The organism is Streptomyces sp. C1-1, assembly GCF_050214755.1.
In the GTDB taxonomy this organism is placed as follows: Bacteria; Actinomycetota; Actinomycetes; order Streptomycetales; family Streptomycetaceae; genus Streptomyces.
In genome coordinates, this window is sequence record NZ_CP189826.1 from 2,279,285 (window position 1) to 2,299,980 (window position 20,696).

General features: G+C 71.6%; 18 protein-coding genes. 13 read left to right on the plus strand and 5 right to left on the minus strand.

Annotated features, from left to right (window positions below; translation table 11 throughout):
* The first annotated feature begins 12 nt into the window (after positions 1 to 12).
* The 7 genes from tal to ACQF4J_RS10450 all read left to right on the plus strand — a co-directional run bounded on the left by tal (position 13) and on the right by ACQF4J_RS10450 (position 8,311).
* Complete coding sequence (tal, locus tag ACQF4J_RS10420; protein ID WP_351571951.1) at positions 13 to 1,158, plus strand: transaldolase; 1,146 nt, start codon at positions 13 to 15, stop codon at positions 1,156 to 1,158.
* A complete protein-coding gene (gene zwf, locus ACQF4J_RS10425; protein WP_351571954.1) occupies positions 1,155 to 2,696 on the plus strand; it encodes a glucose-6-phosphate dehydrogenase in 1,542 nt (513 codons plus the stop codon). The genes tal and zwf overlap by 4 nt, the downstream gene beginning before the upstream one ends.
* Positions 2,693 to 3,619 (plus strand): glucose-6-phosphate dehydrogenase assembly protein OpcA, encoded by a 927-nt coding sequence (gene opcA / locus ACQF4J_RS10430; RefSeq protein WP_200701178.1) that lies wholly within the window; start codon positions 2,693 to 2,695, stop codon positions 3,617 to 3,619. The genes zwf and opcA overlap by 4 nt, the downstream gene beginning before the upstream one ends.
* Entirely contained in the window at positions 3,619 to 5,265 is a 1,647-nt protein-coding gene (gene pgi, locus ACQF4J_RS10435) for a glucose-6-phosphate isomerase (RefSeq protein ID WP_427165510.1), read from the plus strand. Before opcA ends, pgi begins: the two co-directional genes overlap by 1 nt.
* Positions 5,266 to 5,276: 11 nt before the next feature.
* The gene (gnd, locus tag ACQF4J_RS10440; protein WP_351572053.1) at positions 5,277 to 6,155 is read left to right on the plus strand and encodes a phosphogluconate dehydrogenase (NAD(+)-dependent, decarboxylating); all 879 of its coding nucleotides are present in this window, start codon (positions 5,277 to 5,279) and stop codon (positions 6,153 to 6,155) included.
* A 6-nt stretch (positions 6,156 to 6,161) separates the two neighbouring features.
* Positions 6,162 to 6,755, plus strand: a complete 594-nt coding sequence (locus tag ACQF4J_RS10445) for a histidine phosphatase family protein (RefSeq protein WP_351571960.1) — start codon at positions 6,162 to 6,164, stop codon at positions 6,753 to 6,755.
* A 95-nt stretch (positions 6,756 to 6,850) separates the two neighbouring features.
* The gene (locus tag ACQF4J_RS10450; protein ID WP_427165511.1) at positions 6,851 to 8,311 is read left to right on the plus strand and encodes a membrane-associated oxidoreductase; all 1,461 of its coding nucleotides are present in this window, start codon (positions 6,851 to 6,853) and stop codon (positions 8,309 to 8,311) included.
* Here the strand turns inward: ACQF4J_RS10450 and ACQF4J_RS10455 are convergent.
* Together ACQF4J_RS10455 and ACQF4J_RS10460 are read right to left on the minus strand one after the other, a co-directional pair.
* A complete protein-coding gene (locus tag ACQF4J_RS10455; RefSeq protein WP_427165512.1) occupies positions 8,298 to 10,097 on the minus strand; it encodes a TIM barrel protein in 1,800 nt (599 codons plus the stop codon). The genes ACQF4J_RS10450 and ACQF4J_RS10455 overlap by 14 nt on opposite strands.
* A 16-nt stretch (positions 10,098 to 10,113) precedes the next feature.
* The gene (locus tag ACQF4J_RS10460) at positions 10,114 to 10,989 is read right to left on the minus strand and encodes a shikimate dehydrogenase (protein ID WP_351571968.1); all 876 of its coding nucleotides are present in this window, start codon (positions 10,987 to 10,989) and stop codon (positions 10,114 to 10,116) included.
* 142 nt (positions 10,990 to 11,131) lie between these two features.
* Between ACQF4J_RS10460 and ACQF4J_RS10465 the strand changes: the two genes are divergently transcribed.
* Both ACQF4J_RS10465 and ACQF4J_RS10470 read left to right on the plus strand, forming a co-directional pair.
* The gene (locus tag ACQF4J_RS10465) at positions 11,132 to 11,797 is read left to right on the plus strand and encodes a TetR/AcrR family transcriptional regulator (RefSeq protein ID WP_351571971.1); all 666 of its coding nucleotides are present in this window, start codon (positions 11,132 to 11,134) and stop codon (positions 11,795 to 11,797) included.
* A gap of 190 nt (positions 11,798 to 11,987) precedes the next feature.
* On the plus strand, positions 11,988 to 13,334 hold the full coding sequence (locus ACQF4J_RS10470) for an MFS transporter (RefSeq protein WP_427165513.1): 1,347 nt from the start codon (positions 11,988 to 11,990) through the stop codon (positions 13,332 to 13,334).
* 86 nt (positions 13,335 to 13,420) lie between these two features.
* On the opposite strand, the gene ACQF4J_RS10475 is transcribed toward ACQF4J_RS10470, so the two are convergent.
* Positions 13,421 to 13,795: a VOC family protein gene (locus ACQF4J_RS10475; protein ID WP_427165514.1), complete on the minus strand. Its 375-nt coding sequence runs from the start codon at positions 13,793 to 13,795 to the stop codon at positions 13,421 to 13,423.
* 104 nt (positions 13,796 to 13,899) lie between these two features.
* Between ACQF4J_RS10475 and ACQF4J_RS10480 the strand changes: the two genes are divergently transcribed.
* Complete coding sequence (locus ACQF4J_RS10480) at positions 13,900 to 16,269, plus strand: excinuclease ABC subunit UvrA (protein WP_351571980.1); 2,370 nt, start codon at positions 13,900 to 13,902, stop codon at positions 16,267 to 16,269.
* Between the two features lie 13 nt (positions 16,270 to 16,282).
* Here the strand turns inward: ACQF4J_RS10480 and ACQF4J_RS10485 are convergent, their stop codons facing one another.
* Together ACQF4J_RS10485 and ACQF4J_RS10490 are read right to left on the minus strand one after the other, a co-directional pair.
* Complete coding sequence (locus tag ACQF4J_RS10485) at positions 16,283 to 16,693, minus strand: VOC family protein (protein WP_427165515.1); 411 nt, start codon at positions 16,691 to 16,693, stop codon at positions 16,283 to 16,285.
* 126 nt (positions 16,694 to 16,819) lie between these two features.
* On the minus strand, positions 16,820 to 17,257 hold the full coding sequence (locus ACQF4J_RS10490) for a PPOX class F420-dependent oxidoreductase (protein WP_427165516.1): 438 nt from the start codon (positions 17,255 to 17,257) through the stop codon (positions 16,820 to 16,822).
* A 108-nt stretch (positions 17,258 to 17,365) separates the two neighbouring features.
* Here ACQF4J_RS10490 and ACQF4J_RS10495 point away from each other — a divergent pair, with 108 nt between their 5' ends.
* The 3 genes from ACQF4J_RS10495 to ACQF4J_RS10505 all read left to right on the plus strand — a co-directional run bounded on the left by ACQF4J_RS10495 (position 17,366) and on the right by ACQF4J_RS10505 (position 20,694).
* Complete coding sequence (locus ACQF4J_RS10495; protein WP_351805830.1) at positions 17,366 to 17,941, plus strand: TetR/AcrR family transcriptional regulator; 576 nt, start codon at positions 17,366 to 17,368, stop codon at positions 17,939 to 17,941.
* Positions 17,942 to 17,952: 11 nt separating this feature from the next.
* The gene (locus ACQF4J_RS10500; RefSeq protein WP_427165517.1) at positions 17,953 to 19,386 is read left to right on the plus strand and encodes an MFS transporter; all 1,434 of its coding nucleotides are present in this window, start codon (positions 17,953 to 17,955) and stop codon (positions 19,384 to 19,386) included.
* Between the two features lie 75 nt (positions 19,387 to 19,461).
* Entirely contained in the window at positions 19,462 to 20,694 is a 1,233-nt protein-coding gene (locus tag ACQF4J_RS10505; protein ID WP_427165518.1) for a serine hydrolase domain-containing protein, read from the plus strand.
* Positions 20,695 to 20,696 lie beyond the last annotated feature (2 nt).

Genomic DNA, 20,696 nt, shown 5'->3' on the forward strand with positions numbered 1-20,696 from the left:
GCAAGAAAGAAGATGATCACAGTGACCGAAGTGACCGCGACCGCGGGAGCACTCAAGCGCCTGAGCGACGAAGGCGTCTCCATCTGGCTGGACGACCTCTCGCGCCGGCGGATCGAGTCCGGCAACCTCGCCGAACTCGTCGCGAACAGCAACGTGGTCGGCGTGACCACCAACCCCTCCATCTTCCAGGCCGCCATCGGTTCGGGCGAGGGCTACGAGGAGCAGCTCGCCGACCTGGCGGTGCGGGGCGTCACGGTCGAGGAGGCCGTGCGCATGATGACCACCGCCGACGTCCGCGCCGCAGCCGACGTCCTGCGGCCCGTGTACGACGCCACCGGCGGCCGGGACGGCCGGGTCTCCATCGAGGTCGACCCGCGTCTCGCCCACGACACGAGGGCCACCGTCGCCGAGGCCAGGCAGCTGGCCTGGCTCGTCGACCGTCCCAACGTCATGATCAAGATCCCGGCGACGAAGGCCGGCCTCCCGGCGATCACCGAGGTCATCGGCATCGGCATCAGCGTCAACGTCACGCTGATCTTCTCCCTGGAGCGCTACCGCGAGGTCATGGACGCCTACCTCGCCGGCCTGGAGAAGGCACGGGCCAGGGGCCTCGACCTCGCCGCGATCCACTCCGTGGCCTCCTTCTTCGTCTCCCGCGTCGACTCCGAGGTCGACAAGCGGCTGTCGGCCCTCAGCTCCCCCGAGGCCGCCGCTCTCAAGGGCAAGGCGGCGCTGGCCAACGCGCGCCTCGCCTACCAGGCCTACGAGGAGGTCTTCAGCGGTGAGCGCTGGACCGCCCTGGCCGGGGCGCGGGCCAACAAGCAGCGCCCGCTGTGGGCGTCGACCGGCGTGAAGGACCCGGCGTACAAGGACACCCTGTACGTCGACGAGCTGGTCGCGCCGGGCACCGTCAACACGATGCCGGAGGCCACCCTCAACGCCACCGCCGACCACGGCGAGATCACCGGCGACACGGTGACCGGCGGCTACGAGCAGGCCCACGCCGACCTGACCGCCGTCGAGGCGCTCGGCATCTCCTACGACGAGGTCGTCCAGCAGCTCGAGGACGAGGGCGTCGCCAAGTTCGAGGTGGCCTGGCAGGAACTGCTGGACGCCGTGACCAAGTCTCTGGACAGCAAGGGGGCCGACGCGGAATGACCGAGATCCCCGCCACCGACTGGCAGAACCCGCTGCGCGACCCGCGCGACCGGCGGCTGCCCCGCATCGCCGGCCCGTCCGGGCTCGTCATCTTCGGCGTCACCGGTGACCTCTCCCGCAAGAAGCTGATGCCGGCCGTCTACGACCTGGCCAACCGCGGTCTGCTGCCGCCGGGCTTCTCCCTCGTCGGGTTCGCCCGCCGGGACTGGGAGGACCAGGACTTCGCGCAGGTCGTGCACGACGCGGTCCGCGAGCACGCGCGCACCGAGTTCCGCGAGGAGGTCTGGCAGCAGCTCGCCGAGGGCATGCGGTTCATCCCCGGCGACTTCGACGACGACACCGCGTTCGAGCAGCTGCGCAGCACCGTCGACGAGCTCGACAAGGCCCGCGGCACGAGCGGCAACTACGCCTTCTACCTCTCCGTACCGCCGAAGTTCTTCCCCAAGGTCGTCGAGCAGCTGAAGAAGCACGGTCTCGCGGACGCGCCCGAGGGTTCCTGGCGGCGCGCGGTCATCGAGAAGCCCTTCGGCCGCGATCTGACCACCGCCCGGGAGCTGAACGCGCTCGTGCACGACGTGTTCGAGCCGGACCAGGTCTTCCGCATCGACCACTACCTGGGCAAGGAGACCGTCCAGAACATCCTGGCGCTGCGCTTCGCCAACCAGATGTACGAGCCCATCTGGAACCGCTCGTACGTCGACCACGTGCAGATCACGATGGCCGAGGACATCGGCATCGGCGGCCGCGCCGGCTACTACGACGGCATCGGCGCCGCACGTGACGTCATCCAGAACCACCTGCTGCAGCTGATGGCGCTGACCGCCATGGAGGAGCCGGCCGCGTTCGACGCCGAGTCGCTGCTGACGGAGAAGCTGAAGGTGCTCAAGGCCGTGAAGGTCCCCGAGGACCTCGGCCGGCACACGGTGCGCGGACAGTACGCGGCCGCCTGGCAGGGCGGCGAGAAGGTGCGCGGCTACCTCGACGAGGACGGCATCGACCCGGCCTCGACGACGGACACGTACGCCGCGCTCAAGCTGAACGTGGACAACCGGCGGTGGGCGGGTGTGCCGTTCTACCTGCGGGCCGGCAAGCGGCTCGGCCGCCGCGTCACCGAGATCGCGGTCGTCTTCCAGCGGGCGCCGCACTCCCCCTTCGACTCGACGGCGACGGAGGAGCTGGGCGAGAACGCGATCGTCATCCGCGTCCAGCCCGACGAGGGCATGACGGTCCGCTTCGGCTCCAAGGTGCCGGGCACCTCGATGGAGATCCGGGACGTGTCGATGGACTTCGCCTACGGCGAGTCCTTCACCGAGTCCAGCCCTGAGGCGTACGAGCGGCTCATCCTGGACGTACTGCTCGGCGACGCCAACCTTTTCCCCCGTCACCAGGAAGTGGAAGAGTCCTGGAAGATCCTCGACCCGATCGAGGAGTACTGGGCGAAGAACGGCAAGCCGGCGCAGTACGCCTCGGGGACCTGGGGACCCAAGGAAGCCGACGAGATGCTCGCACGAGACGGACGGAGCTGGCGCAGGCCATGAAGATCGACCTGACCGACACCACGGCAAGCAAGATCAACAAGGCGCTGGTGCAGGGGCGCCGCGCCATCGGCACTCCTGCCGTGGGCATGGTCCTGACGATGGTGATCGTCACGGACGAGGAGAACGCCTACGACGCGATCAAGGCGGCCGAGGAGGCCTCGCACGAGCATCCCTCGCGCACCCTGGTCGTCATCAGGCGGCAGGCCCGCACCCCGCGCGACCGCATCGCGTCCAAGCTGGACGCGGAGGTGCGGGTGGGCTCCGACGCGGGCACCGGCGAGACGGTGGTGCTGCGCACCTACGGCGAGGTGTCCGACCACGCCGACTCGGTCGTGCTGCCGCTGCTGCTGCCGGACGCGCCGGTCGTCGTGTGGTGGCCGGTGGACGCGCCGGACAACCCCTCGAAGGATCCGCTGGGCGCGCTGGCGCAGCGCAGGATCACCGACCTGTACGCGGTGGAGAACCCGCTGCAGGCGCTGGAGACCCGGAGGCGTTCCTACGCGCCCGGCGACACCGACCTGGCCTGGACCCGGCTGACGCCGTGGCGTTCGATGCTGGCCGCCGCCCTGGACCAGGCCCGCGCCCAGATCATCTCGGGCGCGGTGGAGGCCGAGGCGGAGAACCCGGCGGCCGAGCTGCTGGCGCGCTGGCTGGAGGCGCGGCTGAACGTGAAGATCGACCGCGTGGTCACCGCCGGCCCGGTCGTCACCGCGGTCCGCCTGGGCACGATCGACGGCGAGATCGTCATCGACCGCCCGGAGGGCCCGCTGGCCACCCTGTCCCTGCCGGGCCAGCCCTCCCGCACCCTCGCGCTGAAGGTGCGCACCACCTCCGAACTCATCGCCGAGGAGCTGCGCCGCCTCGACGCCGACGAGATGTACGCCGTGGCCCTCAGGGGCGAGGCCGCCAAGGAGACCGTCTGATGTCCGACAACCCCCAGCTCTCCCTGCGCCCCGAGTGGACCGCGCTGGAGGACCACCGCGCCCAGGGGCAGCCGCAGCTGCGTGAGCTGTTCGCGACGGACCCGGGACGGGCGGAACGGTACGTGGTGCGCGTGGGCGACCTGCGCATCGACTACTCCAAGCACCTCATCACCGACGAGACGCTCGCGCTGCTGCAGGAACTGGCCACCGCCACCGACGTGTTCGGGCTGCGGGACGCGATGTTCCGCGGCGAGCGGATCAACCTCACCGAGGACCGTGCCGTCCTGCACACCGCGCTGCGTGCCTCGCGGGACGCGGTGGTCGAGGTCGACGGCGAGAACGTCGTGCCGAAGGTGCACGAGGTCCTCGACAAGATGAGCGACTTCGCCGCACGGGTCCGCTCCGGCGAGTGGACCGGCCACACCGGCAGGCGCATCAGGAACGTCGTCAACATCGGCATCGGCGGCTCCGACCTCGGTCCGGCGATGGCCTACGAGGCCCTGCGGGCCTTCACGGCGCGGGAGTTGACGTTCCGGTTCGTGTCGAACGTCGACGGGGCCGACCTGCACGAGGCGGTCCGCGACCTGGATCCGGCGGAGACGCTGTTCATCGTCGCGTCCAAGACGTTCACCACGATCGAGACGATCACCAACGCGACCTCCGCCCGCTCCTGGCTGCTGGCCGGGCTGGGAGGGGAGGACAAGGCGGTGGCACGGCACTTCGTGGCGCTGTCGACGAACGCCGAGAAGGTCACGGACTTCGGCATCGACCCGGACAACATGTTCGAGTTCTGGGACTGGGTCGGCGGCCGCTACTCCTTCGACTCCGCGATCGGCCTGTCGCTGATGATCGCCATCGGCCCCGAGCGCTTCCGGGAGATGCTGGACGGCTTCCGCATCGTCGACGAGCACTTCCGCACCGCGCCCGCCGAGGCCAACGCCCCGCTGCTGCTGGGCCTGCTCGGCATCTGGTACGGCAACTTCTTCGACGCCCAGTCGCACGCCGTGCTGCCCTACAGCCACTACCTCTCCAAGTTCACGGCGTACCTGCAGCAGCTGGACATGGAGTCCAACGGCAAGTCGGTGCAGCGCGACGGGCATCCGGTGGGCTGGCAGACCGGCCCGGTGGTGTGGGGCACGCCCGGCACCAACGGCCAGCACGCCTACTACCAGTTGATCCACCAGGGCACCAAGGTCATCCCCGCGGACCTGATCGGCTTCGCCCGCCCGGTCGGCGAACTGAGCGACGAACTCAAGGCCCAGCACGACCTGTTGATGGCCAACCTGTTCGCGCAGGGCCAGGCGCTGGCCTTCGGCAAGACCGCGGAGGAGGTCCGTGCGGAGGGGGTGCCCGAGGAGCAGGTCGCGCACCGCACCTTCAAGGGCAACCACCCCACGACGACCATCCTGGCCCGCGATCTGACGCCCTCGGTCCTCGGCCAGCTGATCGCCCTCTACGAGCACAAGGTGTTCGTCCAGGGCGCGGTCTGGAACATCGACTCCTTCGACCAGTGGGGCGTCGAGCTCGGCAAGGTACTCGCCAAGCGCGTCGAGCCCGCCCTGACGGAGGGCGCGGACGTCCCCGGCCTCGACCCCTCCACCACCGCACTCGTGGCCGCCTACCGCGACCTCAAGGAAGGCAACTGAACATGACAGCGATGCAGCTGGGCCTCATCGGTCTCGGCAAGATGGGCGGCAACATGCGCGAGCGGATCCGCCGCGCCGGCCACACCGTCATCGGCTACGACCGCAATCCCGAGCTCTCCGACGCGGCGAGCCTCGCCGATCTGGTCGACAAGCTCGAAGCCCCCCGCGTGGTCTGGGTGATGGTCCCGGCCGGCGGCCCGACCCAGTCGGTGGTGGACGAGCTGGGAGACCTCCTCTCCCCCGGCGACACCGTCGTGGACGGCGGCAACTCCCGCTGGACGGACGACGAGAAGCACGCCGCCGAACTCGGCGCCAAGGGCATCGGCTTCGTCGACGCTGGCGTCTCCGGCGGCGTGTGGGGCCTCCAGAACGGCTACGCGCTCATGGTCGGCGGCGACAAGGAGCACGTCGAGCGGCTCCAGCCGATCTTCGAGGCGCTCAAGCCGGAGGGCCCCTACGGCTATGTCCACGCGGGCAAGGTCGGCGCCGGGCACTTCTCCAAGATGGTCCACAACGGCATCGAGTACGCCATGATGCAGGCCTACGCCGAGGGCTGGGAGCTGCTGGAGAAGGTCGACTCCGTGGACAACGTCAGCGAGGTCTTCCGCTCCTGGCAGGAGGGCACGGTCATCCGCTCCTGGCTGCTGGACCTCGCGGTCAACGCCCTCGGCGAGGACCCGCACCTGGACAGGCTGAAGGGCTTCGCGCAGGACTCCGGCGAGGGCCGCTGGACGGTCGAGGCGGCCATCGACAACGCGGTGCCGCTGCCCGCGATCACGGCCTCCCTCTTCGCGCGGTTCTCCTCCCGCCAGGACGACTCGCCGCAGATGAAGATGATCGCCGCGCTGCGCAACCAGTTCGGCGGCCACGCCGTCGAGTCGACGAAGTAGCCTGCCGTGGGTGACCTACTCCTGGTCCGTCACGGCGAGACCGAGTGGAGCGCCTCGGGACAGCACACCAGCTTCACGGACCTGCCCCTCACCCACCGCGGTGAGGAGCAGGCCAAGTCCCTCGCTCCGCTCCTCGCCCGGCGGACGTACGCACTCGCCCTCACCAGCCCGCTGGCCCGCGCCGTCCGGACCGCCGAACTGGCGGGCCTGACCGGCACGGCCGTCGAGCCGAACCTGCACGAGTGGAACTACGGCGCCTACGAGGGCATCACCACCGTCGAGATCCACCGCACCCGCCCGCACTGGGACCTGTGGCTGCACGGCGTCCCGCCGGGCGGCGAAGGCCGCCCGGGCGAGTCGCCGGCCGAGGTCGGCGAGCGGGCCGACCGGGTGCTGGCCCGGGTCGACGCCGCACTGCAGAACAGCACGGGCGACGTGATCCTGGTCGCCCACGGACACTTCCTGCGCGTGCTGACGGCACGCCGGCTGGGGCTGTCCCCGGCGGATGGCCGGCTGTTCCAGCTGGCGACCGGCACGGTCGGCCGGCTGTCCACCGAGCACGGGCACCCGGTCATCGCCGAGTGGAACACCCGGCCGTAGGCCCGCATCACGTGGACGGCCTCGCTCAACACCCCTGGTGGAGCGGGGCCGTTGCCGTAGAGGCCCGGGCCGGGAGTGACTAGAGTCCCCGGTTTGTGGAGATCAACGAGCTGACGGCGGCCGAGCGGCGGGTGTGGCGGGCCTTCGCCACGGGGACGGCCGTCGACTTCCGCGCGGGGGACGACGAGGACGCGGCGGAGGGCGCCCGGTGGGGGCCCGAACGGACCGTCCGGGCGAGCGTGTTGCGGGCCCTGCTGCTCAACGGGCCGCAGGAGCCGGGGGAGATAGCGGCGCTCAAGCTGGCCGGGGCCCGGATCACCGGGGTCCTCGACCTGCGCTACGGCGCGACCGACTGCGCCGTCCGGCTGAGCCACTGCCACTTCCACGAGGTTCCGGAGCTGTACGGCGCCCGGTTCCGCCAGCTCAACCTGAGCCACTCGGCGCTGCCGGGCCTGATCGCGGCCACCGTGCGCGTGGAGGGCGTGCTGCGGCTGACCGACTGCACGATCACCGGGCCCGTGCGGCTGGGCGGGGCCCACATCTCCGGTGCGCTGTTCCTGGAAGGGGCACGCCTGTCGGCGCCGGACGACCCGGAGCCGGTGCTGCGGCTGCACCACGCCGAGATCGGGGACGACCTGTGGGCTCCCGGGATGCGGGCCGAGGGACAGGTGCAGCTCGACGGGGCGGCCGTCGCCGGCACCGTGAACCTCGAGGGAGCGCGGTTCCACAACCCCGGGGCCACCGCGCTGAGCGCCCTGACCCTCGACGCCGGCTCCGACGTGCGGATGCGGCAGGTGCGGGCCGAGGGGCGGATCGACTTCCGCGGCTGCCGGATACCGGGCCGGCTCGAACTGACCCTCTCCCGGCTCTCGAACCCCGGCGGGACGGCGTTGCGCATCAGCAGCGGCACCGTCGGAGAGCTGTGGCTGCGCAGGAGCGAACCCGTCGAGGGCATCCTCAACCTGCGCCGCGCGCGCCTCGACGTCCTGTACCTCGACCCGGGGGTGCTGCCGGAACGAGTCTTCCTCAGCGACCTCACCTACACCACCCTCACCCCGCACGAGCCCGCCGAGCGCCGCCTGCCGATGCTGGAGCGCGACCCGCGGTACGAGCCCCACGCCTACGAGCAGCTGACCGCCGCCTACCGCCGCATCGGCGACGACTACGCCGCCCGCCTGGTCCAGCTCGCCAAACAGCGCCGCCTGCGCACCACCCGCGCCTGGTACGGCCGCCTGTGGGGCTACGTCCAGGACGTCACCGTCGGCTACGGCTTCCGTCCGCTGCGGGCGGCGGTGTGGCTGCTGTCGCTGCTCGCGATCGGCTCCATCGCGTTCGCCGCGCACCACCCCCGGCCCCTCAAGGCGTCCGAGGCCCCGCACTTCAACCCCGTCTTCTACAGCCTCGACCTGCTCCTGCCCGTGATCTCCTTCGGTCAGGAGGACGCCTTCGCCCCGGACGGCTGGTACCAGTACCTCGCCTACACCCTGATCATCACCGGCTGGATCCTGGCGACGACCGTCGTCACCGGCGTGACCAGGAGCGTCAGCCGCCAGTGAGCCGGCGCACCGCGTGCTGGGCGGCCAGGCGGACGGGGGCGTTGGCCGCGCCGTAGCCGCGGTAGCCGCCGTCGCGCTGGACCAGTTCGAAGAAGACGCGGCCCACGGTCCGGGTGTAGCAGTGCTTGAACTCCCCGTACACGTCACGGTCGTAGAGGATGCCCAGCTCGCGATACGTCTCCAGCTCGCCGTCGGCGAACTCGAACCGGGCGGCCAGGTCGTCGTAGTAGTTGGCCGGCATCGGCAGCAGCGCGCCGCCCGCCGCCCGGAAGCGACGGGCCGCCGCCACCACGTCCGGGGTCGCCAGGGCGATGTGCTGGGCGTGGACGGTGTCGTCGTCCGGTGCCGCGCCGACCGACAGGGCGATCCGGACGCCGCCGCCGTCGCCCGTCACCGCGCGGCTGCGCAGCAGGCCGTAGGGATCGGCGACGTCCACGCTCTCCTGGGCGGACAGGCCGAGGACGCCGCGGTGGAAGAGGGCGGCCTCGTCGAAGTGGTGCCAGGGCTGGACGAGGGCGAGGTGGTCGATGCGGGTCACCCCGGTCTCCTCGCCGCGCTGTCCGGTGTCCTCGAAGTCGGCCCGCCAGTTGGGCAGTCCGGGGCGGTCGGTGGCGCAGAAGAAGAGTTCGGTGCCGTCGGGGGCCGCCACGGCGTCGAGGGGGGCGTCCTGTTCGGCCCGCCTGCGCGGCAGCACCGGCGCGAGCAGCGCCTCGGCCCGGCGGGCGGCGCCGACCGGGTCCGGGGACTCCAGGCCGATCGCGGCGAGCCCGGTGCCGTCGCCGCGTCGTACGGCCGTGCCGGTGTTGACGAGGATGCGGGCCTCGCCCTGCTGCCACAGGTCGACGGGCTTGCTGCGGTGCCGGGCGCCGCGGGTGAAGCCGAGGGCGCCGAGCACTTCGGCGACCGGCTCGGCGTCGGGCGTGACCAGTTCTGCGAAGGCGACGCCGGTCGGGACGACGGGGGCGGGCAGGTCGGCCACGCCGACCCGCTCCTGCAGGACGAGCAGCGAGCGGTGGGCGTCCAGGGCGGTGGGGCCGGCCTCGGCCTGCCGGAAGACGTCGTTGAAGACCTCCAGGGAGAGCGGGCCGTCGTATCCCGTGCGCAGCACGTGCCGCACCAGTCCGGCGACGTCGAAGCCGCCCTGGCCGGGGAAGCAGCGGTAGTGGCGGCTCCACTGCAGGACGTCCATCGCGAGCAGCGGGGCGTCCGCGAGCTGGAGGAAGAAGATCTTCTCGCCGGGGATGTCCTCGATGCCCTTGGGGTCCGAGCCGCGCGAGAGGATGTGGAAGCTGTCCAGGCAGGTGCCCAGTGCGGGGTGGCCGGCCGTCTCCACGACGTGCCAGGCGTGGTCGTAGGTGCTGACGTGCCGTCCCCAGGCGAGCGCCTCGTAGGCGACGCGGACGCCGAAGTCCTGTGCCAGGGCGGCGAGCCGGTTCAGGTGCTCGGCGGCGAGGGCGTCGTCGTCGACCGCGAGCGGGTGGACGCTGGAGCAGACGAGGACCGTGTCGGCGCCGAGGCGCCGCATCAGCTCGAACTTGTGCCGGGCGCGGCGCAGGTTCCGCGCGAACTCCTCCTCCGGTACGGCCTCGATGTCCCGCATGGGCTGGTAGAGGTCGACGGTGAGGCCGAGGTCGGCGCACCGGGCGCGGATCTCCTCGGGGGTGAGCGGGCTCGCGAGCAGGTCGTTCTCGAAGATCTCGACGCCGTCGAAGCCGGCCCGGGAGGCCGCGGTGAGCTTCTCCGTGAGGGAGCCGCTGAGGGAGACGGTGGCGATGGACGTACGCACCTTGGGGTACCTCGTTTCAGTTCGCGGCGGTGACGGCGCCCGCGAGTTCGCCGATGTCCCGCAGCATGCGTGCCGCGTCGGGCTCACGGCCGGTGAAGAGGCGGAAGGCGTCCGCCGCCTGGAAGACGGCCATGCCGCCGCCGTCCAGCGTGGCGCAGCCCAACGCGCGTGCGGTGCGCAGCAGTTCGGTCTCCAGCGGGCGGTAGACGACCTCGGCCACCCACAGTCCGGGGCGCAGCAGTCCGGCGGCGAAGGGCAGGCCCGGGTGGGCGGCCATGCCGGTCGGCGTGGCGTGCACGACGCCGTCGGCCCGGTCGAGGAGCTCCGCCAGCCGGTCGGGGGCGGCCGCGGCGGCGCGCCCGGCGCCGAAGTGGCGGTTGAGGGCGGCGGCGAGGTCCGCCGCCCGGTCGGCCAGCGCGTCCACGACGGTGACCCGCCCGGCGCCGAGGGTGAGCGTGGCGTGCGCGACGGCCGCCCCCGCCCCGCCGGCGCCCAGCTGCACGACCCGCTCCAGCGGCACGTCCGGCAGCCCGCGGGCGAAGGACGCGGCGAAGCCGGTGACGTCGGTGTTGTGGCCGGTCGCGCGACCGTCCTCGAAGACGACGGTGTTGACCGCGCCGAGCGCCTCGGCCTGCGGGGCGAGCGCGTCGAGGTGGTCGATGACCAGTTGCTTGCACGGGTGCGTGATGTTCAGCCCGTCGAAGCCGAGGTCCCGGGCGGCCCGCACCAGGTCTCCGACCGCCTCCGGCCGCACACCGAGGGTGTCGATGTCGATGAGCCGGTACAGGTAGCGCAGGCCCTGCCGGTCCGCTTCCCGCTCGTGCAGCGCCGGGCTGAGCGAGGGGCCTATACCGGCGCCGATCAGTCCGACGAGATACGAGTCCTTGGTCACGCGGTCCTCCTGAGCCAGACGCTAATGTACGAACCAGTACGTTAGCTATATCAGCCGGGCCGCTTTCCGGGAAGACCTCGCAGGCGATCCCCGGCCCGCCTTCTAGAATCTGCGGCACCGGCCGCACTCCCGAAGGAACCCCATGACCAGCGTCGACGAACCGGCACGACCGAACGGGCGGATCCGCGACGCCGCCCGCACCCAGGCCGAGATCCTCGACGTGGCGACCCAGGAGTTCGCGCGGGCCGGCTACGACGGCGCCCGGGTCGACGAGATCGCCGCCCGGACCCGCACCACGAAGCGGATGATCTACTACTACTTCGGCGGCAAGGAGCAGCTCTTCACGGCCGTCCTGGAGCGCGCCTACGGCGTGATCCGCGAGGCCGAGCAGCAGCTCGACGTCGACCACCTGGATCCGGTCGCGGCGATCCGGCGCCTGGCGGAGCTGACCTTCGACCACCACGAGCAGCACCCGGACTTCATCCGCCTGGTCAGCATCGAGAACATCCACGGCGCCGAGCACATCGCCGCCTCCGAGAAGCTCGGCAGGATCGGCTCGCCCGCCCTCGACGTGATCCGCCGCATCCTGGCCGCCGGGCAGGAGTCGGGCCTGTTCACGGCCGACGTCGACGCGGTCGACCTGCACGCGATGATCAGCTCGTTCTGCTTCTTCCGGGTCGCCAACCGGGCGACCTTCGGCGCCCTGTTCGACCGCGACCTGGTGGACCCGGGCCGGCGCGAGCACTACCGCACCATGCTGGGCGACATGGTGATCGCCTACCTGACGGCGGAGCGGACCGCCGACTGAGGTCGCACGACGGAACCCCTTGACACCCAGGAAACGCGGCTGCAACATCCCTGGACAACCGCTACTAACTATCCAGTGCGTTAATTAGCCGGGTAGCGCCCGGCGCGGCCGCCCCGCCACCCCAGGGCTGCGGCACCTTCCCTCTCCGCTCACTCCGCCTACGCTGGAGTCCCCCCGAAGGAGCACCGCCGTGTCGTCCGTCCCCGCCGAAGCCGTCGGGCAGCCGAAGAAGGCGGCCGCCGCCGCCTGGATCGGCAGCGCCCTGGAGTACTACGACTTCTTCATCTACGGCAGCGCGGCAGCGCTGATCTTCCCGAAGGTGTTCTTCGACGAGTCCGACCCCGCCACCGCGACCCTGCTGTCGCTCGCCACGTTCGGTGTCGCGTACGCGGCCCGCCCGGTCGGCGCGCTCTTCCTCGGTCACTTCGGCGACCGGCTCGGCCGCAAGAAGATCATGGTCTTCACGCTGATCCTGATGGGCGTGTCGACGTTCCTGATCGGCTGCCTGCCCACCCGCGCCCAGGTCGGCGCGCTCGCACCGGTCCTGCTCGTGCTGTGCCGGGTCCTGCAGGGCGTCTCGGCCGCCGGCGAGCAGGCCAGCGCCAACTCCATGACCCTGGAACACGCCCCCGGACACCGGCGCGGCTTCTTCACCAGCTTCACGCTCAGCGGCACCCAGGGCGGCCAGCTCATCGCCACCCTGGTCTTCATCCCCGTCGCGGCCCTGCCCGAGGACCAGTTGCTGTCCTGGGGCTGGCGGATCCCGTTCTGGGCGAGCGTCGGCGTCGCGGCCGTCGGCTACGTCATCCGCCGCAGGCTGGAGGAGACGCCGGCCTTCACTCGGCAGGCGGCCTCCTCCGAGGGTGTCGTGAAGCTGCCGCTGGTGGTGCTGCTGCGCGAGCACTGGGCGGATGTGCTGAGGGTGATCGCGGGCGCGCTGATCGCCTCGGTCTCCACGATCTTCACGGTCTGGGCCCTCGCCTACGCCACCAGCGACTCCGTCGGCATGTCCCGCTCCTCGATGCTGTGGGTGGGAGCACTCGCCAACCTCGTCGCGCTCGCGGCCATCCCGCTGTGGGCGACGCTGTCGGACCGCATCGGCCGCCGGCCGGTGTACCTGATCGGCGCGGCGGGCAGCGCGGTCGCGATGTTCGGGTACCTCTGGGCGATCTCCACGGGTGACTACCCGCTGACCCTGGTACTGGGCATCGTCGCCTTCGGCGTCGTCTACAGCGCCGCGAACGGCGTGTGGCCGTCCTTCTACGGCGAGATGTTCTCCACCCGGGTCCGGCTGTCCGGCATGGCGATCGGCACCCAGATCGGCTTCGCCGTGGCCGGTTTCGCGGTCACCTTCGCCGCCGAGATCGCGGGCCCCGACGGCAGTGACTGGTCCTCGGTGGCCCTGTTCACCGCGGCCTTGTGCGTCCCGCCGGTGATCGCCGCCCTCTCGGCCCGCGAGACCGCCAAGGTCCCCACCGAACGGCTGGGCGAGCGCCTGGCCGGGGAGCAGGCCCAGCGGGAGACGGCGACGGCCTGACCCCTCGGGCCACCGAAGCCCCGGACTCCGCGGATCACCGGAGTCCGGGGCTCCTGCGTGAGCGGGACAGGGGGTCCGCCGTCAGGTCACGGCCCGGGGGCCCGTACGGCATCGGCTCCCCGCGGCCGCGGGTGCCGCGGCTCGTACAGCGCGATCTCGCCGCCGCCAGGCAGCCGGAAAGCCGTCACCCGGCCCCAGCGGACGTCCCGCGCGGGACGCGTGAACTCCACGCCCGCCCGGGTGAGTTCGGCGACGGTCGCGTCCAGGTCGTCGCACATCAGCATCAGTTCGTGCGCGGGCTCGCCCTCGGTCGGGTGGCAGGCGACCTCGGTGGGCGGCGCCTCGAAGATCAGCCAGCCGTGCCCGGCGTCGACGTACGCCCAGCCGAGGACGTCCCGGAGGAAGAGCCGGTCCGCCTCGGCGTCGCGGGAGTGGATCACCATGTGTGCGCCATTGATCACCCCACGGAGCCTACGTACTGATGTCACGAATGGAGAAGCGCCGCTCCCGGGCCTCGCCTAGCCTGACCGTCACGGGCGTCACCCGCGCTACGGATGGAGAGACGATGAGCAAGGTCCCGGCACCCTCGCAGCACGCCGCCGACAGCCATGACCTGATCCGCGTGCACGGTGCCCGCGAGAACAATCTCAAGGACGTCAGCGTCGAGCTCCCGAAGCGCCGTCTGACCGTGTTCACCGGCGTCTCCGGCTCCGGCAAGAGCTCCCTGGTGTTCGACACGATCGCCGCCGAGTCGCAGCGGCTGATCAACGAGACCTACAGCGCCTTCGTGCAGGGCTTCATGCCGACCCTGGCCCGCCCCGAGGTGGACGTCCTCGACGGCCTGACCACCGCGATCAGCGTCGATCAGCAGCGCATGGGCGCCGACCCCCGCTCCACCGTCGGCACCGCCACCGACGCCAACGCGATGCTGCGCATCCTCTTCAGCCGCCTGGGCAAGCCCTACGTCGGCCCGCCCGGCGCGTTCGCCTTCAACGTCCCCTCGGTCTCGGCGGCCGGCGCGATCAAGGTGGGCGGCGCCAAGAAGGCCCAGAAGGTCACCTTCAACAAGGTCGGCGGCATGTGCCCGCGCTGCGAGGGCCGCGGCGCGGTCTCCGACCTCGACCTCGGTCAGCTCTTCGACGACACCAAGTCGATCAACGAGGGCGCCTTCACCGTCCCCGGCTACACCGGCGGCGGCTGGAACTCCCGCCTCTACGCGGAGTCCGGTTTCTTCGACCCCGACAAGCCGATCCGGAAGTTCACCAAGAAGGAACTGCACGACCTGCTGCACCACGAACCGGTACGCATGAAGATCGCGGGCATCAACATGACCTACGAGGGTCTGATCCCGCGCATCCAGAAGTCGATGCTCGCCAAGGACAAGGAGGCGATGCAGCCGCACGTCCGGGCCTTCGTGGAACGGGCGGTCACCTTCACCACGTGCCCCGAGTGCGACGGCACCCGGCTCGCCGAGCACGCCCGCTCGGCACGGATCAAGAGGATCAACATCGCCGACGCCTGCGCGATGCAGATCAGCGACCTGGCCGAGTGGGTGCGCGGCCTGAAGGAACCGTCGGTGGCGCCGCTGCTGACCGCGCTGGAGCAGACCCTCGACTCGTTCACCGAGATCGGCCTCGGCTACCTCTCCCTCGACCGCCCGGCGGGCACCCTCTCCGGCGGCGAGGCGCAGCGCGTCAAGATGATCCGCCACCTCGGCTCCTCCCTCACCGACGTCACGTACGTCTTCGACGAGCCGACCATCGGGCTGCACCCGCACGACATCCAGCGGATGAACGACCTGCTGCTGCGCCTGCGGGACAAGGGCAACACGGTCCTGGTCGTGGAGCACAAGCCGGAGGTCATCGCGATCGCCGACCACGTCGTCGACCTCGGCCCCGGAGCCGGCACGGGCGGCGGCACGGTCTGCTACGAGGGCACGGTGGAGGGCCTGCGGGACAGCGGCACCATCACCGGCCGCCACATCGGCGATCGGGCGGCTCTGAAGGACACGGTGCGCAAGGCGACCGGTCGGCTGGAGATCCGGGGCGCGCGGACGCACAACCTCCAGGGTGTAGACGTCGACCTCCCGCTGGGCGTGCTGTGCGTGATCACCGGTGTCGCCGGTTCCGGCAAGAGCTCGCTCGTGCACGGGTCGATCCCGGCCGACGCGGGCGTGGTCGCGGTCGACCAGAGCCCGATCCGCGGCTCCAGGCGCAGCAACCCGGCGACGTACACCGGTCTCCTCGACCCGATCCGCAGCGCGTTCGCCAAGGCCAACGGAGTGAAGCCGGCCCTGTTCAGCGCCAACTCCGAGGGCGCGTGCCCCACGTGCAACGGCGCCGGCGTCGTCTACACCGACCTGGGGATGATGGCCGGTGTCTCCAGCACCTGTGAGGACTGCGAGGGCAAGCGGTTCGACGCGTCGGTGCTGGAGTACCGCTTCGGCGGCCGGGACATCAGCGAGGTGCTCGCGATGCCGGTGGCCGAGGCGGAGGAGTTCTTCGCGGCCGGCGAGGCGCGCACCCCCGCCGCCCACCGGATCCTGACGCGCCTGGCCGACGTCGGTCTCGGCTACCTCACCCTGGGCCAGCCCCTCACCACCCTCTCCGGCGGCGAGCGGCAACGTCTGAAGCTGGCCACCCACATGGGCGACAAGGGCGGCGTCTACGTCCTGGACGAGCCGACCGCGGGCCTGCACCTGGCCGACGTCGAGCAACTGCTCGGCCTGCTGGACCGGCTCGTGGACGCCGGGAAGTCGGTCATCGTGGTCGAGCACCACCAGGCGGTGATGGCCCACGCCGACTGGATCGTCGACCTCGGCCCCGGCGCCGGCCACGACGGCGGCCGGATCGTCTTCGAGGGCACCCCGGCCGACCTGGTGGCGGAACGCTCCACCCTGACGGGACAGCACCTGGCCACCTACGTGGGGAACTGACCCGCGTGCGCGGCTAGTTGTTCGACCAGCCGCGTTCGCACAGCACCAGGCGGTAGCCGTCCGGGTCCTCGACGGTGACGCCCCAGCGGTTCCAGTACGGGTTGGGGGACGGCACCCGTTTCCCTCCGTGCTCCTCCAGCCGCGCCACGAGGTCCTCCGGGACCGGCCCGTCGACGTAGACGACGAGCAGGTCCTCCTCGGTGGGCCGCGGCTCGACCGGGGCGGCGGACTCGTGGACGAGCTCCAGGTGCCAGCCGGCGTCCGGCCAGCCCACCATCAGCAGATCGTGCTCGCCGGGTTCGCCACCGCCCTCGGTCCGCCATACGACGCCCAGCCCGAGTCCGCCCACCCAGAACCGCTCGGCGGCGGCGAGGTCGCGCGAGGGGCGGGCGACACGGATGTGGCTGCGGCCGTTGACGGGCATCGAGGTCTCCTTGCGCTGCGAAGTCTCCGTGAGCAGCCTAGGCAGCGGGTGATCGCCGGACCATGCGACATCCGGTCTGCGTCCACGGACCTAGGACCCGCCTCCCGGCCATGCCCGGCGGCCTTGTCAGCCCTGGTTCGCACCCTTCGGGATGCCGTAGGCCCGTTCCACTCTCAGGCGCAGCACCAGCCGGCCGTCGCGCACCATCGCGGCGCGGTAGTCGTCCCAGTCGGGGTGCTCGCCCAGCACCTCACGGTAGTGGCGGATGAGTTCCTCCACCGTGTCGTCGTGCGGGTCCTTGGCGACGGGCGAGAGATCTGCGGTGCCCTCGACGACGGTGTAGGCGCGGCGGTCGGGGCTGGATACGTGGTACGACACCCGCGGGTCGCGGCGCAGGTTGCGGGTCTTGGCCCGGTCGTCGGTGACGGAGATCCGGATGATCCGCTCGTCCGGGTCGTAGTGGTGGCTGACGTTCGACAGCTGGGGGCGGCCGTCGCGCTTGAGGGTGACCAGTACGCCGCCGCGGTGGTCCGACAGCAGTTCGAGCAGTGTGTCCTGAGTCATATCCCGGTCAACCCACCCGGCTCGGGACCGCATTCCCCCTTTTCCGGGGACCGTGAGTAGACAGTGTCTACCCATCGCTGGTAGACACTGTCCATGCCTGAGTCGTCAATGTCCGGACCGGAGGCGGGGCTGCGGGCCCGGCTCGTCGACGCCGGTGTGCAGCTGGTCGCCCGGGAAGGTGCGCAGGCGCTGACCCTGCGGGAGATCGCGCGCCGGGCGGGGGTCTCGCACGGGGCGCCGCGGCGCTACTTCCCCACCCACGTCGAGCTCCTGTCCGCCATCGCCCGGCGCGGGTTCGCCGAACTTGCCGAACGGACCGCGGCGGCGGTCGGGGACGGTACTCCGTCGCCGCGCGAGCAGGTGGCCGAACTGGGGCGCGTGTACCTGGAGTTCGCGCTGGCCAACCGCGGGATGTACGAGCTGATGTTCCGTCACGACCTGTTGGAGAGCGGCCACCTGGGCCTGCGGGACACCAGCCTGCCGCTGTTCGGCAGGCTGGTGGAGCTGGTCGGCCGGGCCCGCCCCGAGGCGGACGCCCGGGTCGTCGCGGGGGCGCTGTGGGCGAACCTGCACGGCATCGCCCAGCTCTGGGGCTGGGGCAGCCTCCAACTCGCCACCGCAACCGAGGACTTCGTGCCGCTGCTGCGCTCCGCGCTGGACGCGCACCTGGGGGCCGAGGCGTGAGAGGGCGGCGTGTGCCGGCGCTGGCGGGCAGCGTCGTCGGAGCCGTGGTGGTCGCCCTGGACGGCACGGTCCTGTCCGTCGTACAGCCGACCCTGCGGCGGGACCTGGACGCCTCGTTCGCGCAGGTCCAATGGACGAGCACGGGCTATCTCATCGCGGTGGCCGGCCTGTTGGTGTTCTCGGGACGGCTCGGGGATCGGTACGGGCACCAACAGCTGTTCGGCATCGGCATGTTGGGCTTCGGGGCTGCCTCGGCGGGTATCGGCCTGGCTCCCGGGATCGGATGGGTGATCGCGCTGCGGGTGGTCCAGGGCGTGTTCGGGGCGCTGCTGCAGCCCACCACGCTCGGCATGTTGCGGGACGCGTTCCCACCGGAGCGGCTGCGGATGCCGATCGCCGTACGGACCGGTGCGATCGGGCTGGCGGCCGCGGCGGGCCCCGTACTGGGCGGGAGCCTGGTGGCCGGCCCGGGCTGGCGCGCCGCCTTCTTCCTCAACGTCGTACCGACACTGACCCTGGGCGCCCTGGCCCTCACCTCCCGCGGCGGGGCGAGGCGACCGCACAGGGCCGACCCCGGCACGCCCTCCCCTCGACGACCGCACAGGGCCGACCTCGGCACGCCCTCCCCCCGCCCGGTCACCGCCCTCGACCTGCCCGGTGCCCTGCTCCTCGCGCTGACCTTGGCCAGTCTGGTTCAGGCCCTCGTCGGCCTGCCGGAGCGGGGCTGGACGCCGGCGAGCGGTGCCGGACTCGCGCTGGCCGTCACCGCGGGAACCTGGTTCGTACGGCACGAGCGGCGGGCCGCGAGTCCGCTGGTGCCGCCGGACCTCGTCGGCTCGACGGGTGTCGGCCGGGCGGTCGGCGTCCTGGTCCTGGCGTCGGCCGCCCTCCAGGGCACCCTGTTCACCACCACCTTCCTGCTGCAGAACACCCTCGGCGTCGCCCCGCTGCGCATGGCCCTGCTCGGCCTGCCGCTGGCGGGCCTGATGATCCTCGCCGCCCCGTGCTGCGCGGTGCTGCTGCGCCGGTTCGGGGCCCGGCGTACGACGGTCGCGGCGATGGCCGTGCTCGCCGGAGGGATCGCGGTCCTGGACCGCGCCACGGCCACCCTCGCCTTCTGTACCGGGTTCGGGCTGCTGGGCGCCGGCTTCGGCACGGTGATGGTGGCGGCCACCCACGTCGTCGTACGGCAGGCGGCCGTCGAGTCGGCCGGGGTGGCGGGCGGGCTGAAGCAGACGGCGATGAACGTCGGGCCGGTGCTGGGCGTGGCCGTGGCGACGACCCTCATGGGATCGCACGCGGGTGGCGCGCGGCTGCCGTTGATCGTCCTGGCGGCCGTGGCCGTGGTGGGCGCGGTCGTGGCCGGATCTCTGCCGGAACGTTCCGCCTTGATGATCAATCCTGCTCAACCCGGGGACCGTACCGGTGTTCCTGCGCGACGATGAGGTCTGAGGTCAGGGCGGCGGGATATGCGGGATATCCCGTCCGGCACCTCGACGAGCGCATTTCGGAGGAGAGCGATGGCACAGCTGCGGCAAGAGGTCGACCCGAGCGAGGTCGGGCTGGACGCGAAGGCGCTGGACCGCCTCGACCAGCACCTCGCCCACCACGTCGACGAGGGACGCGTGCCCGGCTTCCTGGTGGCCGTGGCCCGCGGCGGACGCGTCGCCCATCTCACCCTGCTCGGCCGCCGCGACGTCGCGGCCGGACTGCCGGTCGAGCACGACACGCTGTGGCGGATCTACTCCATGACGAAGCCGGTCACCTCGGTCGCCGCGCTGATGCTGGTGGAGGAGGGACGGCTGTCGCTGGACGACCCGGTCGCCCGCCATCTGCCGGCCTTCGCGGACCCTCAGGTGTACGAGAGCGGCTCCGGCGCCGACATACGGACCCGCCCGGCCCACGGTCCTGTCCTGATCAGGCACCTGTTGACCCACACCGCGGGCCTCACCTTCGCCTTCTACCGCTCCCACCCGGTCGACGCCCTCTACCGCGCGGCCGGCCTCGAGTCCTCGGTCGTGCCGGGCACCGACCTGGCGCAGACGGTCGACGTGTACGCGAGCCTGCCGCTGCAGTTCGAGCCCGGGACGCAGTGGAACTACTCGGTCGCCACCAACGTCCTCGGCCGGGTGATCGAGGTGGTGAGCGGGCAGTCGCTCGACGTGTTCTTCGCCGAGCGCATCCTCGGCCCGCTCGGCATGTCCGACGCCGGCTTCCAGGTCACCGACGAACAGGCGCCGAGGCTCGCGGAGTTGTACGGCGAGACGGACTCCGGCGGCATCGAGCCGGTCCCCGGGCTGCCGCTGCGCGGCGGGCGGCCCCGCCTGCTGTCCGGCAGCGGCGGGATGGTGGCCTCCGCGCACGACATGCACCGTTTCATGGAGCTGCTGCGCAGGCGGGGCGAGCTCGACGGCGTGCGCCTGCTGGCCCCCGGGACGGTGGACCTGATGACCAGGAACCACCTGCCGGGCGACGTGGACCTGCGCTCCTTCGGCGCCCGCCCGGCCCACGACGAACCCAACAACGACGGCGTCGGCTTCGGCCTCGGCGTCTCGGTCGTCATCGACCCCGAGCGCACCCAGGTCCCCTCGACCCTCGGCGCCTACGGCTGGAGCGGAGCCGCCACGACGACCTTCTGGGTCGACCCCGTCCACGACCTGACCGTCCAGTTCATGACGCAGGTCCGCCCGAAGACGTCTCTGAGGATCGTCCCGGACCTCAAGCGCCTGGTCCACGAGGCGATCACCGACTGACC